Annotated in this window: 13 protein-coding genes and 1 pseudogene; 9 read left to right on the forward strand and 5 right to left on the reverse strand. The window is 65.5% G+C overall.

All coding sequences use genetic code 11. The annotated features are described in order from the left end of the window. Positions 1-8: 8 nt before the first annotated feature. Together ACNJX8_RS07190 and ACNJX8_RS07195 are read right to left on the reverse strand one after the other, a co-directional pair. The gene (locus ACNJX8_RS07190) at positions 9-380 is read right to left on the reverse strand and encodes a response regulator transcription factor (protein WP_130220512.1); all 372 of its coding nucleotides are present in this window, start codon (positions 378-380) and stop codon (positions 9-11) included. Then, positions 377-1,243 (reverse strand): S1C family serine protease, encoded by an 867-nt coding sequence (locus tag ACNJX8_RS07195; RefSeq protein ID WP_128946794.1) that lies wholly within the window; start codon positions 1,241-1,243, stop codon positions 377-379. The genes ACNJX8_RS07190 and ACNJX8_RS07195 overlap by 4 nt, the downstream gene beginning before the upstream one ends. 199 nt (positions 1,244-1,442) lie before the next feature. On the opposite strand from ACNJX8_RS07195, the gene ACNJX8_RS07200 reads away from it, so the two are divergent. From ACNJX8_RS07200 to ACNJX8_RS07215, 4 genes are all read left to right on the forward strand, one after another. Beyond that, positions 1,443-2,408 (forward strand): VOC family protein, encoded by a 966-nt coding sequence (locus ACNJX8_RS07200; RefSeq protein WP_439360057.1) that lies wholly within the window; start codon positions 1,443-1,445, stop codon positions 2,406-2,408. A gap of 64 nt (positions 2,409-2,472) precedes the next feature. Then, positions 2,473-3,348, forward strand: a complete 876-nt coding sequence (locus ACNJX8_RS07205) for a dihydrodipicolinate synthase family protein (protein ID WP_439360058.1) — start codon at positions 2,473-2,475, stop codon at positions 3,346-3,348. Between the two features lie 174 nt (positions 3,349-3,522). Then, the gene (locus ACNJX8_RS07210; protein WP_439361825.1) at positions 3,523-4,608 is read left to right on the forward strand and encodes a S1C family serine protease; all 1,086 of its coding nucleotides are present in this window, start codon (positions 3,523-3,525) and stop codon (positions 4,606-4,608) included. A 126-nt stretch (positions 4,609-4,734) separates the two neighbouring features. After that, positions 4,735-7,056: a xanthine dehydrogenase family protein molybdopterin-binding subunit gene (locus tag ACNJX8_RS07215; RefSeq protein ID WP_439360059.1), complete on the forward strand. Its 2,322-nt coding sequence runs from the start codon at positions 4,735-4,737 to the stop codon at positions 7,054-7,056. 180 nt (positions 7,057-7,236) lie between these two features. Here ACNJX8_RS07215 and ACNJX8_RS07220 read toward each other — a convergent pair whose 3' ends face one another. From ACNJX8_RS07220 to ACNJX8_RS07230, 3 genes are read right to left on the reverse strand one after another with little or no spacing between them, the layout of a single operon-like run. Then, a complete protein-coding gene (locus ACNJX8_RS07220; protein WP_439360060.1) occupies positions 7,237-8,433 on the reverse strand; it encodes an acyl-CoA dehydrogenase family protein in 1,197 nt (398 codons plus the stop codon). A gap of 15 nt (positions 8,434-8,448) precedes the next feature. Continuing rightward, positions 8,449-9,597, reverse strand: coding sequence for an acyl-CoA dehydrogenase family protein (locus ACNJX8_RS07225; protein WP_439360061.1), 1,149 nt, complete (start codon positions 9,595-9,597; stop codon positions 8,449-8,451). Between the two features lie 4 nt (positions 9,598-9,601). Further along, a complete protein-coding gene (locus ACNJX8_RS07230; protein ID WP_128931623.1) occupies positions 9,602-10,453 on the reverse strand; it encodes an enoyl-CoA hydratase in 852 nt (283 codons plus the stop codon). A gap of 142 nt (positions 10,454-10,595) precedes the next feature. Here ACNJX8_RS07230 and ACNJX8_RS07235 point away from each other — a divergent pair, with 142 nt between their 5' ends. The 5 genes and pseudogenes from ACNJX8_RS07235 to ACNJX8_RS07255 all read left to right on the forward strand — a co-directional run bounded on the left by ACNJX8_RS07235 (position 10,596) and on the right by ACNJX8_RS07255 (position 15,836). After that, on the forward strand, positions 10,596-11,204 hold the full coding sequence (locus tag ACNJX8_RS07235; protein ID WP_128931624.1) for a LemA family protein: 609 nt from the start codon (positions 10,596-10,598) through the stop codon (positions 11,202-11,204). Positions 11,205-11,342: 138 nt separating this feature from the next. Then, a complete protein-coding gene (locus tag ACNJX8_RS07240; protein ID WP_439360062.1) occupies positions 11,343-12,266 on the forward strand; it encodes a TPM domain-containing protein in 924 nt (307 codons plus the stop codon). Between the two features lie 3 nt (positions 12,267-12,269). Further along, positions 12,270-12,767: a TPM domain-containing protein gene (locus ACNJX8_RS07245; RefSeq protein WP_439360063.1), complete on the forward strand. Its 498-nt coding sequence runs from the start codon at positions 12,270-12,272 to the stop codon at positions 12,765-12,767. A gap of 415 nt (positions 12,768-13,182) precedes the next feature. Continuing rightward, positions 13,183-14,193, forward strand: coding sequence for a hypothetical protein (locus ACNJX8_RS07250; RefSeq protein WP_439361826.1), 1,011 nt, complete (start codon positions 13,183-13,185; stop codon positions 14,191-14,193). A gap of 93 nt (positions 14,194-14,286) precedes the next feature. After that, a pseudogene (locus ACNJX8_RS07255) lies at positions 14,287-15,836 on the forward strand (hypothetical protein). Positions 15,837-15,849: the final 13 nt, after the last annotated feature.

The following is a 15,849-nucleotide window of genomic DNA, read 5'->3' on the forward strand; positions in this document are numbered from 1 at the left end:
GGACGGCATCAGAGCTCGATCACGCCGCGGCGAGCCGCATGCGCGACCGCGTCGGTGCGGCCGGTGGCATCCAGCTTGTCGAGCAGCGAGCCGACATGAAATTTCACGGTATGCACGGAAATACCGAGCTGGCGCGCGATCATCTTGTTGGAGGATCCCTCGGCCATCAGCGCCAGCACGTCGAGCTCGCGCTGAGTCAGCGCGATGTCGCCGGGCATGATGCGCGGATCGCGGGCGACAACCGTTGCCGCGGCGGCTTCGCCAGGCGCGGCGAGGCGAAGTCCGGCGACGTTGCCGAGCAGCTTGGCCAGGCGATCGGCGAGGGCAGGGTCGTCGATCTCCAGGGCGAGCACGACCTCCGGCGCGTTGTCCTCGCTCACGCCTCTGGCCTCTCGCCGATTGTGACCTTGAAGCTGACCGGTTCGCCACCGCGGCGCGCCGCGATATCGACCACCGTGCCGACGCTCGAAGGTCCCAGCGTCCGCGACAGCGCGCGCACGCCGGACAGTTTCTGGTCGTTCACCGCCACGATCACGTCGCCCTGGCGGATGCCAGCCGCGGCCGAAGGCCCGGCTTTGTCGACATTCATCACCATCGCGCCGATCCCGTCGTCGAGCCGCACCGGCTGGAGCCCGAGACCGAGATAACCGCGCGCGATGCGGCCGCGCGCCTCGAGCTGGGGCGCGACGCGCTCGATCGTCGCCGTCGGTATCACCAGCACCCGCCGCGGTCCGAGCACGGCCATGCCGAAGGCGTCACCCGATGCATCGAGGGCAAGGCCACCCTGCTGGCTACCGCGCAGGCGGACGTCGAGCTCGATCCGCGCATCGATGTCGCCGCCGCGCAGGCTGCGCCAACTTTTGCCCGACGCCGATACCATCCCGAGCGCCGCACTCGGCGTATCGCGGTTGGTTGCGACGACGATCGACAGCGTTCCTAGCGCAGGGACTGCTGTGGTCAGCTTGACCGGGGCAATGGCGGCATCGATGCGCAGCAGCGCTATATCGGTCGTATGGTCGCGGCCGGCGACCGTGGCGGCCACTCGGCTGCCGTCGGGAAGGCTGATCTCGACCGAGCCCTCGTCGGCCAGGGCCTCGTCGGCGGTGACGATCAGACCAGGCTTCCAGACGAAGCCGGTCGCGCGGGAGCGATGCGAATGCACGGAGAGGACGGACGGCGCGGTGCGCGCCACCACGTCCGCGAGCGCGGACGACAGGGAAGACAGAGGAGTGGGGTCGGTCATGGCAGGCTCCTATAGCTGTCCTCAATCTGGGACGTCACAGGCATTTGCGAAACTGGCCGGGTGGCCAGGACATATGGGACGGCCGGGCCTCCGCAGCGCCGGCCGACGAACATGTGATTGGGAGCCGCTCACGGGAACGTGTAGCAATCGGCCTGACATTGCGCCGTACGGCCTCAACCATTTCCGCGAGCCCTGACTGATGACCCTCGATCTCACCCGCCGCACCCTGCTTCAACTTGCCGACGCGACCTCGCTCGCAATGGCGGCCGCAGCCGCGGTGCGCGCCGAGGGGAATGCACAGGGCGGCGGGCCGACCTATGCCAGCCGCACGCCGATGCGGGTCGGCATGGTGACGCTCCGAGTCAAGGACCTCGACAAGGTCGCTGACTATTACCGCGATGTGATCGGGCTCACCGTGATGGAGCGCTCGGCGGCTGGCGCGAAGCTCGGCACGGCCGGCATCACACTGCTGGTCCTGGAAGCCCGTCCCGAAGCAGCCATCGAGCCGCGCAACGCCGCCGGCCTCTACCACACCGCCTTCCTGATGCCGACGCGGAAGGATCTGGCGCGCTGGCTGGTGCATGCGGCCGCGCATCGCGTGCCGCTGTCGGGCTTTGCCGATCACCTCGTCAGCGAATCCGTCTATCTCGACGACCCAGAAGGCAACGGCATCGAGGTCTATGCCGACCGCGATCCCTCGCAATGGCAATGGAGTGAGGGCAGCGTGAAGATGGCGACCGACGAGCTCAACATCCCCGATCTCTTGTCGCTGACCAACACGCGCGTGGCCGATTATGCCAGAGCGCCGGACGGAATGCGTATCGGTCACATGCATCTGCGCGTCGGCGATCTCGCGCAGGCCGAGAGCTTCTATCACGGCACCGTCGGCCTCGACCCGACCCGCCGCCGCAATGGCGCTGCGTTCCTGTCGTCGGGCCGCTACCACCACCACCTCGGGATGAACGTCTGGCAAAGCCAGGGCGCCGGCCAACGCGACGATCAGGCCACGGGGCTCGCCTGGTTTTCGCTGGTCATGGAAAAGCAGGAGCTGCTTGCCGCGCAGGAAGAGCGCCTGCGCAAGGGCGGCGTGAAGGTCACCACGCTCGCCGACGGCCTGGAGGCGATCGATCCCTGGGGTACGCGCGTGCGCTTGCTCAAGGTTTGATCGCCGGGGCGGGCATTGGTAATACCCGTCGGGTGCCAGCCAGCCTTCCGGAGCTTCCCCCGACATGTCCGAATTCCACGGCGTCTTCCCTTATCTGGTCTCACCCGTTGATGTCGACGGCGCGGTGCGGACGAACGTGCTCGCAAAGCTCTGCGACGATCTGATCGGCGCCGGCGTGCACGGGTTGACGCCGCTCGGTTCGACCGGCGAGTTCGCCTATCTCAACGCCGCTCAGCGCATGGCGATCGTGCAGACCACGATCGAGGCGGCCAACCGCCGCGTGCCTGTTGTCGCGGGTGTCGCCTCCACCTCGACGGCGGATGCGGTGGCGCAGGCGAAAGCGTGCCAGAAGCTCGGTGCAGACGGCATCCTGGCGATTTTGGAGGCCTACTTCCCACTCGCCGATGCGCAGGTCGAATCCTATTTCCGCGCCATCGCCGATGCCGTGGACATCCCCGTCGTCATCTACACCAATCCGCAATTTCAGCGCTCCGATCTCACCCTCGATGTCATCGCGCGCCTCGCCGCGCATCCGCGCATCGGCTACATCAAGGACGCCTCGACCAACACCGGACGGCTGCTCTCGATCATGAACCGCTGCGGCGATGGCTTGCGCGTGTTCTCAGCCTCCGCCCACATTCCGGCCGCGGTGATGCTGATCGGCGGGCTCGGCTGGATGGCGGGACCTGCCTGCATTATCCCGCGCCAGAGCGTCGCGCTCTACGACCTCTGCAAGGCTTGCCGCTGGGACGAGGCGATGGTGCTGCAGCGCCGGCTGTGGCGGATCAACGAGGCCTTCGCCCGCTTCAACCTCGCCGCCTGCATCAAGGCCGGTCTTTCGATCCAGGGCTACGACGTCGGCGATCCCATCCCGCCGCAGGCCGCGCTGACGGCCGAGCAGCGCAGGATCGTGGAAGCGGCGTTGCGGGAGTTGGCATAGCCGATTGTCACGCGGCAATATGTCCTCGGACGCCCTGCCGAAAGCAAAGCCGTTCCCTATCTGCCTTGATCAGGAAACTTCCAGCCGCTTGCGACGTTGCTGCGTGAGCGAGGTCCGCCATCTCATGCATGTGCATTCCGAACACTGCTTTCAGCACACACCGCGGTGATCGCCATGAATCGTCGATACGGAATTGCCGCGGCAGCTCTTGCCGCTCTGCTGCTCGTAATTACTGCTGCGAAAATCCAGCATGCGCCATGGACCACTCCCACTGCGCGAGCCGTCGAACAGCGCGGGCCGCTGTCCGAGGCCGAAACGGCCACGATCGACATCTTCGAGCGCGTGTCTCCTTCGGTTGTCCAGGTGGCGGCGAGATCGGCGTCCAATCCTCTCATGGGTGAGGAAGGCCAGGGCGGCGCTTCCGGCACGGGATTCGTCTGGGACCGCGAGGGGCACCTCGTGACGAACAATCATGTCGTGGCCAATGGCGGCGAGATCGCCGTGCGCTTTGCGTCGGGAGAGGTGGCCCAGGTGGACCTTATCGGCACGGCCCCCAATTACGATCTTGCGGTCCTGCGAATCCGAAGCGTGCGCGAACTCCCTCCGCCGGTGGCGCTCGGCAGTTCGAGCGACCTGAAAGTCGGGCAATCCGCCTTCGCGATCGGCAATCCCTTCGGGCTCGATCAATCGATGACCAGCGGCATCATCAGTGCCCTCAAGCGCAGGCTTCCGACCCATGGCGGCCGGGAGATTGCCAATGTGATCCAGACTGATGCCGCGATCAATCCAGGCAATTCAGGCGGGCCGCTGCTGGATTCCGCAGGCCGCCTGATTGGTGTCACGACGGCGATCATCTCACCGTCCGGCTCGAACGCCGGCATCGGGTTCGCGGTGCCGGTCGATGTCGTGAACCGGATTGTCCCCGAGCTCATTCGCAACGGCCGGGTGCCAACGCCCGGCATCGGCATCGTCGCCGCCAGCGAGGATGTTTCGACGCGGCTTGGCGTCGAAGGGGTGATCGTGGTGCGAACGGCCCCCGGCAGCCCTGCCGAACGGGCAGGGATTCGCGGTGTCAACTTATCGACTGGAGCGGTCGGAGACATCATCACCGCGGTCGAAGGCAAGCCGGTGCGGCGCCTCGCCGACTTGTCGGATGCACTGGAGCAGGCGGGGGCCGGGAAGACCGTCCGCCTCACTGTCAAGCGCGGCTCGGACACCCGCGACGTGAATGTGGGCATCATCGACATCGAGCGTTCCTGACCTCGCAATCTGCGCGGCCAAAGGAGGCGTGGCACGCAATGCTGATGTGCTGCGGCTCGGTTGTATCGACTGCAAAATCGGCTAAAACCGCCGCGGTCGTTTTCCGGATTTCAAGGACATAACGGAATGAACATTCTTCCCGGCAATTTGCGTTTCGGAGCGGGCCAGCCCGTCAAGCGTTTGGAAGATCAGCGGCTGCTCACCGGGAAGGGGCAATTCATCGACGACAAGCCGGAGGACGGCGCGCTGTGGTTGCATGTGTTGCGCTCGCCGCATGCGCACGCGAAGATCGTCTCGATCGATACCAGCGCCGCGGTGTCGATGCCCGGCGTCACCGCCGTCTATACCGGCGCGGACCTCGTCAAGGACGACATCGGTGGCATTCCGACGCTCAACATCTTCAAGCGTCCCGACGGCAAGCCGATGACGGTGCCGCCGCGCCGGCTGCTCGCCTATGAAGTCGTGCGCTATGCCGGCGAAGCGGTCGCTGCAGTGGTGGCCGCCTCGCGCACTGAGACGCAGAGCGCGGCCGAAGCGATCGTGGTCGAATATGACGTGCAGCCGGCGGTGGTCGATCCCGTCGAGGCGGTAAAGCCCGGCGCGCCCGTGGTGTGGCCGGAGGCGCCCGACAACATCGTCGGCGCGATGGCTTACGGCGATGCGGCCAAGGTGGACGAGGCGTTTGCCAAGGCCGCGCATACCGTCGAGCTCGATCTCGTCAGCCAGCGCCTCGTTCCTTCCGCGATGGAGCCGCGCTCGACCATTGCCGAGATCGACAAGAAGACCGGCCGCCTGCTGCTGCACGTGCAGTCGCAAACGCCGGCCTCGACCCGCGACGTGCTGGCGGAAGCCGTGCTGAAGCGTCCCAAGGACAGCGTGCGCGTGCTGGTCGGCGACATCGGTGGCGGCTTTGGCCAGAAGACCAACCTCTATCCCGAAGATGGCCTCGTCGCCTATGCCGCGACCAAGCTGAACCGGAAGATCCGCTGGCGCGGCGATCGCACCGACGAGTTCGTCGGCGGCACCCACGGCCGCGACCTCACCTCCACCGCCTCCTTCGCGCTGGACGAGAAGGGCAAGGTGCTGGCCTATCGCGTCAAGTCGATCGGCTGCACCGGCGCCTATTCCTCGGGTGCGGCCAACATCATCCCGCTGGTGCTCGGGCCGTTCGTGCAGACCGGCGTCTACGATCTGCCGCTGGTGCATTTCGAGGTGCAGTCGGTGATGACCCACACCGCGCCGGTCGGAGCCTATCGCGGCGCGGGCCGACCCGAAGCCGTTTTCATCGTCGAGCGCCTGTTCGACGCTGCTGCGCGCAAGATCGGCATGGATCCGCGCGCGATCCGCAAAGCCAACTACATCAAGCCGGCGCAGCTGCCCTACACGAACGCGGCAGGGCAGGTTTATGATTCCGGCGCTTTCGCGCATATGCTCGATCGCGCCGTGAAGCTCGCCGATTGGGATGGCTTTGCCGCGCGCAAGAAGGCCGCGAAGAAGAAGGGCTTGCTCTACGGCCGCGGTCTCACCTCCTATATCGAATGGACGGGCGGGCGTGCGCATACCGAGAAGGTCAGCCTGCACGCGACCTCGCAGGGCCGCGTCGTCCTGCATTCCGGCACCATGGCGATGGGGCAGGGATTGCAGACCACCTACACCCAGATGATCTCCGACACGCTCGGTGTCTCCATGGACAAGATCGACGTGGTTCAGGGCGACACTGATCTGGCGATGGGCTTTGGCAGCGTCGGCTCGCGCTCGCTGTTCGTCGGCGGCACGGCCGTTGCGGTCTCCTCCAACGATCTGATCCAGAAGGCGCGCGAGAAGGCGGCGAACGTGCTGGAGACCTCGGTCGAGGACATCGAGTATCAGGGCGGCATGCTCACCGTGGTCGGTACCGACCGCCGCATCAGCCTGTTCGATCTCGCCGAGAAGGAGAGCGGCGCCAAGCTCAGCGTCGATTCCGAGGGTGAGGTGGATGGTCCGAGCTGGCCGAACGGCACGCATATCTGCGAGGTCGAGATCGATCCCGAGACCGGCGTCTCCCGCGTCGTGCGCTACACCACCGTCGACGACGTCGGCATCGCCGTCAACCCGATGCTGGTGACGGGCCAGATTCACGGCGGCGTTGCGCAAGGTATCGGTCAGGCGCTGTATGAGGGCGTGGCCTATGACGCCGACGGCCAGCTCCTCACCGCGAGCTACCAGGACTACTGCATTCCGCGCGCCGACGACGTGCCGCCGATCGTGGTGACGCTGGATGATTCCGCGCCCTGCCGCACCAATCCGCTCGGCGCCAAGGGCTGCGGCGAATCCGGCGCCATCGGCGGCCCGCCCTGCGTCACCAATGGCGTGATGGACGCGCTGGCCGAGCTCGGCATCACCCAGCTGAACACGCCGTTGACGCCGCAGAAGATCTGGCAGGCCATCCGCGATGCAAGGGCGGGGTAGGAGTTCTCCGTCGCTGCTCCAAACTCAGCTCGTCGTCCCGGCGAAGGCCGGGACCCATAACCACCGAGTCAAATTTGGCGAATGCTGGTGGTTATCAGCTTCGCACCACAGCTTCTCCCCCGAGTATGGGTCCCGGCCTGCGCCGGGACGACAGCGGAGAATGCAGCGCCAGCTCGAGCCTCAAATCCCCAGCATCATCTTCGCGATGATGTCGTGCTGGATCTCGGAGGTGCCGCCGAAGATCGTATAGGCGCGGCCGTTGAGATATTCCGGCATCACCGTCAGCATCTCCTCCGGGATCGCCGGCTCGTGGTTGAGCTTGTAGAGCGGGCGCATCGGCTCGACGGCGAGCGCGTCGTGGCCGATCACGTCGGCCCCGAGCCGCGTCACGGCTTGGCGGATTTCGCTGTTGCGGAGCTTCAGGATCGACGACACCGCGCCGGGATTTTGCCCGGTCTGCAGCGCCGAGAGCACGCGCAGCTCGGTCATCTCCAGCGCATCGATGTCGATCTCGACCTCCGAGATGCGCGCTGCGATATCGGGGCTGTCGATCGCGCGGCCCGTCAGGTCGGACTCGGCAAGATCCGCGATCGCCTTCAGGCCCTCGCGCAGCTTTGCCGAGGCGATCCCCGAGCCGCGCTCGAACTCGAGCAGATATTTGCCATAGGTCCAGCCCTTGCCTTCCTCGCCGACGCGGTTGGCGACAGGCACGCGCACGTCATCGAAGAACACCTGGTTGACCTCGTGGTCGCCGCCGATGGTGAGGATCGGGCGCGTGGTGATGCCCGGCGTCTTCATGTCGATCAGGATGAAGCTGATACCGTCCTGCTGCCGCGGCCCGTCGCTGGTGCGCACCAGCGCGAACATGCGGTTGGCGTGGTGAGCATGTGTGGTCCAGATCTTGGTGCCGTTGATGACGTAGTCGTCGCCGTCGCGCACCGCGCGCGTCTTCAACGACGATAGATCGGAGCCGGAGCCCGGCTCGGAATAGCCCTGACACCAATAGTCCTCGCCGGAGAGAATCCGCGGCAGATAAAAATTCTTCTGCTCGGGGCTGCCGAAACCGATGATGACGGGCCCGACCATCTTCACGCCCATCACGTTGACGTTGGGCACGCCGGCGCTCGCGCATTCGGTCTCGAAAATCCAGCGCTGCGCCGGTGTCCAGTCCGGTCCGCCATATTCGACTGGCCAGCCCGGCGCGCCCCAACCCTGCTTGTGCAGCGCACGCTGCCAGGCCATGCCGATGTCGGGATCGGAGAACACCGACGGTGTCAGCGCCGTTGCGCGCTTCATCTCCTCGGTGAGTTTTTTCGCAATGAAGCCGCGGACCTCGTCCTGGAAGGCGCGCTCCTCGGCATTGAACGACAGGTCCATGAGGCTCTCCCAGTGTCAGGCCGGCGCTTTGGTGCGGCCCAGCGCGGCGTGGCGGGCATAGTGGTGCGCGCTGCCGCCGAACAGCGTGTCGAAGGCGACGAGCCGCTTGAAGTACGCGCCGACCTCGAGCTCCTCGGTGACGCCCATGCCGCCGTGGAGCTGGATCGACTGCTCGCCGACGAAGCGCGCACACCTCCCGATCTTCGCCTTCGCACCCGAGGCGGCCCGCGCGCGTTCAACGGGATCGGCGTCGGCTTTCAGCGCAGCGCGCAGCGCCATCGAGCGGGATTCGTCGACCTGCATCGCCATGTCGGCAAGGCGGTGGCGGATCACCTGGTTGGCCGAGAGCGATCGGCCGAACTGTTTTCGGATCTTGGTGTATTCCAGCGTGGTGTCGAGCAGCGTCTGCATGATGCCGACGGCTTCCGCACCGAGCGCGGCCATGGCGCGATCGACCGCCCACTCGATCGCGGGCAGAGCATCGCTGCCGTCGCCGAGCAGAGCGTCTTCGGGTAGATGCACGTCGCACAGCTCGATGTTGCAGGCCCGTCCGCCGCCAAGGCGCTGATAGTCGCTGATCGCAATGCTCGGCGTCGTCGCCGGCACCAGGAACAGGCCGATCCGTCCCGAAGGTCCCCGATGATCGTGAACATGCGCGGAGACGATGATCTCGTCCGCGGCATGGCCGTCGAGGACGGCGATCTTGCTGCCGGAAAGGCGCCAGCCCTGCGCCGTTTTGTCCGCGACCATCGCGACCTTGGCGAGATCGAACCGTGCCGCGCGTTCGGAATGCGCCAATGCGAGCTTCAGTGATCCGTCCGCTACCTTGGGCAGGCTCGCTTGCTTCTGCTCCGTAGTGCCGCATCTAGCGATCAGCGCGGCTCCCAGCACCACGGTTGCGACATAGGGCTCCGACACCAGCCCGCGGCCAAAAGCTTCCATCAGGATGCCGACATCGACCGCGCCGCCGCCGAGCCCACCAAATTCCTCCGCGATCGGCAGCGCCAGCCAGCCGAGCTCGGCGAACTGTTTCCATACCAAAGGGCTGAAGCCGAGCGGATCGTTCGCCATCTTGCGGCGATGATCGGCATCGTAGCTTTCGGCCACGAACCGTTCCGCGCTCTCGCGCAGCAGGCGCTGCTCGTCACTGAGATTGAGGTCCATGGGACTACTCCGTCGCCGGCGGCTTGCGCACGGAGGGATGCAGGCCGGAGGGATCGACGATCATGCCGAACTCCTGGAGATTATGGGCGTGGCAGAGCTGATGCAGCGCAAAGGCCTGATCGATCGCGGCGGGCTGGCCCATCACGTCCACCGAGCGGTTCACCGCCTCCTTGGTCAGCTTCAGCGCAAAGGACGGTTTTGTCGCGATCCGCCGCGCTAGCGCCAGCACGCGCGACGACAGCTCCGCGCGCGGCACGACCTGGTTGACCATGCCGAGCTGATGCGCCTCCTGGGCGCTCCAGCTGTCGGCGGTGAACAGGAATTCCTTGGCCTTGCGTGGGCCGAGCTCCCAGGGATGCACGAACCATTCGACGCCGCAGACGCCCATGGTGACGACGGGGTCGCAGAACTGCGCATCGTCGCTGGCGATGATGAGGTCGCAGGCCCAGGCCAGCATCAGCCCGCCGGCTATGCATTTGCCATGCACCTCGGCGATAACAGGCTTGGCGAGGTTGCGCCAGCGCCGGGTGATCTGGAGATAAATTTCCTGCTCGCGCGCGAAGCGGCCATGGGCATTGGGCTCGGCAAAACCGCCCCAATTTCCGATCGGCGGAAAATCGACGCCCGCGGCATTCTTAGCCCCGGGGCGCAGGTCATGCCCGGACGAAAAGTGCGGACCGTTGCCGGCGAGGATGATGACCTTGACCGCATCGTCCTGCACCGCCGCATCGAAGGCGGCGTTGAGGTCGTAGGTCATTTGCAGGTTCTGCGCGTTGCGCGCCTCGGGCCGGTTCATCACGATCCGGGCAATCGCCGGCTCCGGTCGCTCCACGAGGATGGTCTCGAACGAGCTCATCGCTTTCCCCTGGCGTTTCCGTTCTTGTTTTGCCCGAGTTGACTATGTGGGCGAGGGATAGGCAAGAGGCTTGCGTCAGTCGGCTGCTTTTCTCAGGCGCTTAATCTGGTAGTTTGCACCAGATTCCACCGGGAGAAATTTGATGCGCAAGATCCTCACCGTGCTGGCGGCGTTGGCCTCGCTGAGCCTGACCAATTGCGGCTACAACGCGATCCAGAGCGAGGATCAGCAGATCAAGGCCAATTGGTCCGAGGTCGTGAACCAGTATCAGCGCCGCGCCGATCTCGTGCCCAATCTGGTCAACTCGGTGAAGGGTTTTGCCCAGCAGGAGAAGGACGTGCTGCTCGGCGTCACCAATGCCCGCGCCAAGGTCGGCAGCATCCAGGCAACGCCGGAGGTGTTGAACGATCCCGCTGCCTTCCAGAAATTCCAGGCCGCCCAAAGCGAGCTCTCCAGCGCGCTGTCGCGGCTCCTGGTCGTCACTGAGAACTATCCGCAGCTCAAATCCGATGCCCTGTTCAAGGACCTGATGTCGCAGCTCGAAGGCACCGAGAACCGCATCACGGTGGCGCGAAACCGCTACATCAAGGCGGTACAGGAGTACAACGTCACCGTCCGATCGTTCCCGACGAACCTGACCGCGATGGCGTTCGGCTACAAGGAGAAGCCGAACTTCTCGGTCGAGAACGAGAAAGAAATCTCGACTGCGCCGAAGGTGGACTTCAACCCGGCGCCGGCGCCGTCGAAGTAAGCACGCATCGTTTCGCGAATGCCCTTAGCCCCACCCACCGCCGTCATTCCCCGCGAAGGCGGGGAATCCAGTACGCCGCGGCTTCACCGTAGTCCTCTGGCGTCTCTGGAATACTGGATCGCCCGGTCAAGCCGGGCGATGACAGCGAGGTTTTGGCGCGCCCGTTCTGCCTTCTTACAGCGCGGCGTTCTCCTGCTCATGCTGTGTCTCGCCTTCGCGCCCCCAGCCTCCGCCGACGTCGCCGTGCCGGAGCTCACCGACCGCGTGGTCGACCAGACCGGCACGCTGTCCAGCAGCGACATCGCCGCGCTGTCGCAAAAGCTGCGCGACTTCGAGAACCGCAAGGGCAGCCAGGTCGCCGTCCTGATCGTGCCAACGACACAGCCGGAGACGATCGAGCAGTTCTCGATCCGCGTTGCCGAGGCCTGGAAGATCGGGCGCAGGAAGGTCGATGACGGCGCGATCCTCATCGTCGCCAAGAACGACCGGCATTTGCGCATCGAGGTCGGCTACGGACTCGAAGGCGCGCTCACCGACGTCACGTCGCGGCGGATCATCGATGAAGTCATCACACCGAAATTCAGGACGGGCGATTTCAGCGGCGGCATCGGCGATGGTGTCGATCGCATGATCCGGGTCGTCGACGGCGAGCCGCTGCCGGTTCCCTCGCCGACCGTCAACTTCGGCCATCTGGACGACCTCGCGCCGCTTTTCATCGTGACACTGTTTGCTTCGATCGGGGTCGGCGGGTTCTTCCGGGCCATGCTGGGGCGGCTGCTCGGGTCCTTGGCGACCGGTGGCATCATCGCAGCGCTGACCTGGCTCATTCTCGGCTCTCTTGCGCTCGCGATTGGTCTCGGCATTCTCGGCTTCATCATCGGATTCATCGCCGATCTGTTTTCGGTGATGGGACCAGGCACGCGATCCTCGCGCGGCGGCTCGTGGTCGAGCGGATCATCGGGAGGCGGCTGGAGCAGCGGCTCATCGAGCGGCAGCGACAGCGGCAGCTTCAGCGGCGGCGGAGGCAGTTTTGGCGGCGGCGGCGCCTCGGGGAGCTGGTAGGTCATGAGCATGAAGCGTATTGCCAGACACCTCGTGCAGCATCATTGGCGGGCAAAGCAGATTTTCCCGCAAGCCGTGCTCGACCGCATCGAGCAGGCGATCAAGCGGGGCGAAGCCACCCATTCCGGCCAGGTCCGCTTCGTGGTCGAAGGCGCGCTTGATGGCCGCCCGCTGTTCCGCAACCAGCCGGCGCGCGCGCGAGCGCTCGACGTGTTCTCGCATCTGCGCATCTGGGACACTCAGCACAACAACGGCGTCCTCATCTATCTCCTGCTCGCCGACCGCGACGTCGAGATCGTGGCCGACCGCGGCATCGACGCGAAGGTTGGCGCGGAAGGCTGGGAAAAGATCTGCCGGGCGATGGAGGCCGAGTTCAGGTCGGGCCAGTTCGAACGCGGCGTGATCGCCGGCATCGAGGCCGTGTCGTGCGAGCTGGCGCGGCATTTTCCGCCGCAAGGACCGCATTCGAACGAGCTGCCGGATGCGCCGGTGCTGATGTGACTGTGATGTGACGAGGTAGGCGCCGCGCACTCCGTCATTGCGAGCGCAGCGAAGCAATCCAGGCTGTCCCCGCGGAGGGATTCTGGATTGCTTCGCTGCGCTCGCAATGACGATGCTGGAGCAGCTTGCTCAACTCTCTCACCGCCACCCTCGCGCAACGGCGAAGCCATTGTCGCTGGAGGCGCGAGCGCAGCGAGCCTCGAAGGGTGACGGCCCGGCCGTTGCGCCGCCGTTCATCTTGCCCCGATTACATTTTGTTGCACGCTGCCACGCCGGTTCCACTTTCCTGGCCAAATTCGGCCTCGGACGAGTTCCTAAAATTTCGGTAAGCGGGTCCTAAGGTAAGGATTTCGCAAGCAATGAAAGTTACCAAAAGGTCAACCTAGACTGGAGTATTTGAGCCGTGAGCGAACCAATGCCCGAGCAGGCCGCCCTGGATCATGGCGCCGTCGAAGCTGCAGCGACAGCGCCGCAGGCCGTCGAGGCTGCCGGGATCGAGGCCCCCTCGATCGCCCCCGACCACGAGGCACCGCCCAAGCCCGACCCGGTCAAGATCGAGCCGCCAAAAATCGAGGCACCAAGGATCGAGGTGCCGAAGTTCGAAGCCAAAGCTGAACACAAGGCTGAACCCAAAGCCGAGTCCAAGGCTGAACCCAAGGTCGAGCCGAGTCCCGGCAAGCTGATCGTGATGGCGCCCTCGGAGCGCTCCTGGGACCGCGAGGATTTTGCTCCCCACATCAAGGCGGAGGAACCGCGCGAGACCGCCGGCAAGCGTCGCCTGTCGGCGATGGCCGCGGTGGTGGCGATTGCCGCTTGCGTCGGCGCGATCAGCGGCGCGCTCGCGACCGCCGGCATGATGCACTTTGCTGCCCCGGCCCCGGCGCCGGTTCAGGTCGCCGATACCAGCGCGCTGGATGCTTCCGTCGCGCGGATCGATGCCGATCTCGTCGCGCTCAAGGCCAATGTCGAGCACAGCGCGAAAACCGGCGTCAGCCAGCTCAACCGGGCCAACGACCGTCTCGACAAGCTCGAGAAGGCGCAGGCCGAGCCGATGGCCAAGATCGCCAAGCTCTCGGAGACGGTCGACAAGCTGCGCGCCGCGCCGCCGGCCCCTGCGCCGGCCGCAGCCGCCGCGCCCGCCAAGGAGACCACCGGCTCGATCGCACCGACCCAGGTCGCGACCGCCGCGGCCGCCCCGGCTCCGACGCCCGCCGCGCCCAAGACCGAGGTCGGCCGCCTGCCGACGATCGAAGGCTGGAGGCTGCGCAACGCCGCCAATGGCGGTGCGCTGATCGAGGGCCGCGACGGCCTCTACGAAGTATATCCCGGCGATCCCATCCCCGGCGTCGGCCGCGTCGATGCGATCCGCCGCCAGGACGGCCGCTGGGTGGTCGTCACCAGCAAGGGCCTGATCGTCGCGCGCTGAGCGTCCGATATTCGACTTTCGAAGAGGCGCTTCACCACCATGTGAAGCGCCTTTTTGCTTGAATAGGCATCCCCGCGCGGTGTTACTGGGGACATGAGCCGCGCGTTGCGAATTTTCGTTGCTGTCGCTGCATTGTTGGGCGGCGTCGTTTCGCTTTCCGCTGGGGAGAACGCGCAACTGGCGCGCGGCACGGCGATCACCGATCCCGATCTGTTGCGCCGGCTCGATCAGAGCGACGCGGTCAGATCGCGCGCCTGCTATGGCCGGAGCGGAACGCGGACGTTCCGCTCACGACCGACCTGCTGTTCTCGTCGCTGCCGCAGCTCAAAGCGATTCCGCCGGCGATCGATGCGGAATTCGACCGCTACATCTCCAGGTACAAGGCGACATATCCGGGCGAGACGATTGGCGTTGGCGAGGGTCTTGACGTGCAATTGTTCGACCTCGCCAATCTGAGATCGCGCGACACGCGTTTCGTCCTCGTCGGCATCGTCAACCGCATGGACCGCGCCTATGTCTCGGAGGAGTCCTGTGGGGAGATCCGGCTGATCTACCGTCTCGCGCGTTTCGAGAGCAGGCCGGATGGCGGCAAGACCGCGACGCGCCTGCCGATGACGCTCAATCTGGTGATGAAGGCGCGCGATGCGCGCCAGATGAACGGGAACGGCAATCCGGTCAGCTGCGCCGAGATCGCGCGGCGCTGGCTCGACAATAGCGACTGGCAAGATCTGATCGGAAGTGGCTTCTCCCCTAATGACGCCATGCTCGATCGTATCGAGACCAACATCCAGGTCTCCGTCGCGCCGAAATCGGCGCTGCACGATTTCCGTTCCGACTATCTGCTCAAGGTGTTCAAGTACGACACTGCCACCAAGCAGTTCGAGGAATCGACGCTGGAGAACCAGATCGACCGCGACCGGATCCTTGCCGACGATGCGCTTCGGCGCGGCTTCAGGGATTGGTTGCTCGCGCCCGAAAATCTGCGCGAGTTCGATCGCGGCACGGTGCTGATCCCCGAAAAATTCCTGGCGATGTCTGCGGTGGTGCCGACACCCGCCGGGCTCGATGCCTCCGCCTTGCAGCCGGAGTTCGGCATGATGCAGGGAGAAGGAAAAGCGGAGGGCAGGGACGATCCCGTTTTCAGCGATGACGACGTGGTCGGTGCTTTGAAGCAGGCTGCCGCGCGCGGCATCGATCTGCAGAACGTCCGCTCGGTCGCGGGCTTTCAGCGCCGCCTCAACGACGTCACCTGCGCCGGTTGCCACCAGACTCGCGGCATCGGCGGCTTCCATTTCCCGGGCGTGGATTGGCTTGCAGGCCAGCCGTCCAATTCCGCCATCGTGCCGGCCTCGCCGCATTTCTTCGGCGATCAGGTCCGCCGCCGTGAAATCCTGACCGCATTCGCCGCGGGCAAGCGCCCTGATTTCTCACGCGGATTTGCCAGCCGGCCGCAGACCCGTGGCAGCCGCGAACTCGCTGGCACCGAATATCAGGACGGCTGGGGCGCGCATTGTTCCCTGCAAACTGCGGGATTGGGAACGGCGGACAAGAGTTTTACGTCATGGAGCTGTGCTAAAGGTCTCACCTGTCAGGCTGCCGCGGCCTCGCGCCGCATCGGCATGTGCTTCATCAAGACGCGTTAGCGCGTGATCCGAA

This window comes from Bradyrhizobium sp. SPXBL-04 (assembly GCF_051853035.1).
GTDB classification, from domain to species: Bacteria; Pseudomonadota; Alphaproteobacteria; order Rhizobiales; family Xanthobacteraceae; genus Bradyrhizobium; species Bradyrhizobium zhanjiangense.

What these genes read in the sequence shown, in the direction of transcription:
- ACNJX8_RS07195 (WP_128946794.1), bottom strand. Translation starts at nt 1,243, where the DNA reads ATGACCGACCCCACTCCTCTGTCTTCCCTGTCGTCCGCGCTCGCGGAC.
- ACNJX8_RS07200 (WP_439360057.1), top strand. Translation starts at nt 1,443, where the DNA reads ATGACCCTCGATCTCACCCGCCGCACCCTGCTTCAACTTGCCGACGCG.
- ACNJX8_RS07205 (WP_439360058.1), top strand. Translation starts at nt 2,473, where the DNA reads ATGTCCGAATTCCACGGCGTCTTCCCTTATCTGGTCTCACCCGTTGAT.
- ACNJX8_RS07210 (WP_439361825.1), top strand. Translation starts at nt 3,523, where the DNA reads ATGAATCGTCGATACGGAATTGCCGCGGCAGCTCTTGCCGCTCTGCTG.
- ACNJX8_RS07215 (WP_439360059.1), top strand. Translation starts at nt 4,735, where the DNA reads ATGAACATTCTTCCCGGCAATTTGCGTTTCGGAGCGGGCCAGCCCGTC.
- ACNJX8_RS07220 (WP_439360060.1), bottom strand. Translation starts at nt 8,433, where the DNA reads ATGGACCTGTCGTTCAATGCCGAGGAGCGCGCCTTCCAGGACGAGGTC.
- ACNJX8_RS07225 (WP_439360061.1), bottom strand. Translation starts at nt 9,597, where the DNA reads ATGGACCTCAATCTCAGTGACGAGCAGCGCCTGCTGCGCGAGAGCGCG.
- ACNJX8_RS07230 (WP_128931623.1), bottom strand. Translation starts at nt 10,453, where the DNA reads ATGAGCTCGTTCGAGACCATCCTCGTGGAGCGACCGGAGCCGGCGATT.
- ACNJX8_RS07235 (WP_128931624.1), top strand. Translation starts at nt 10,596, where the DNA reads ATGCGCAAGATCCTCACCGTGCTGGCGGCGTTGGCCTCGCTGAGCCTG.
- ACNJX8_RS07240 (WP_439360062.1), top strand. Translation starts at nt 11,343, where the DNA reads ATGACAGCGAGGTTTTGGCGCGCCCGTTCTGCCTTCTTACAGCGCGGC.
- ACNJX8_RS07245 (WP_439360063.1), top strand. Translation starts at nt 12,270, where the DNA reads ATGAGCATGAAGCGTATTGCCAGACACCTCGTGCAGCATCATTGGCGG.
- ACNJX8_RS07250 (WP_439361826.1), top strand. Translation starts at nt 13,183, where the DNA reads ATGCCCGAGCAGGCCGCCCTGGATCATGGCGCCGTCGAAGCTGCAGCG.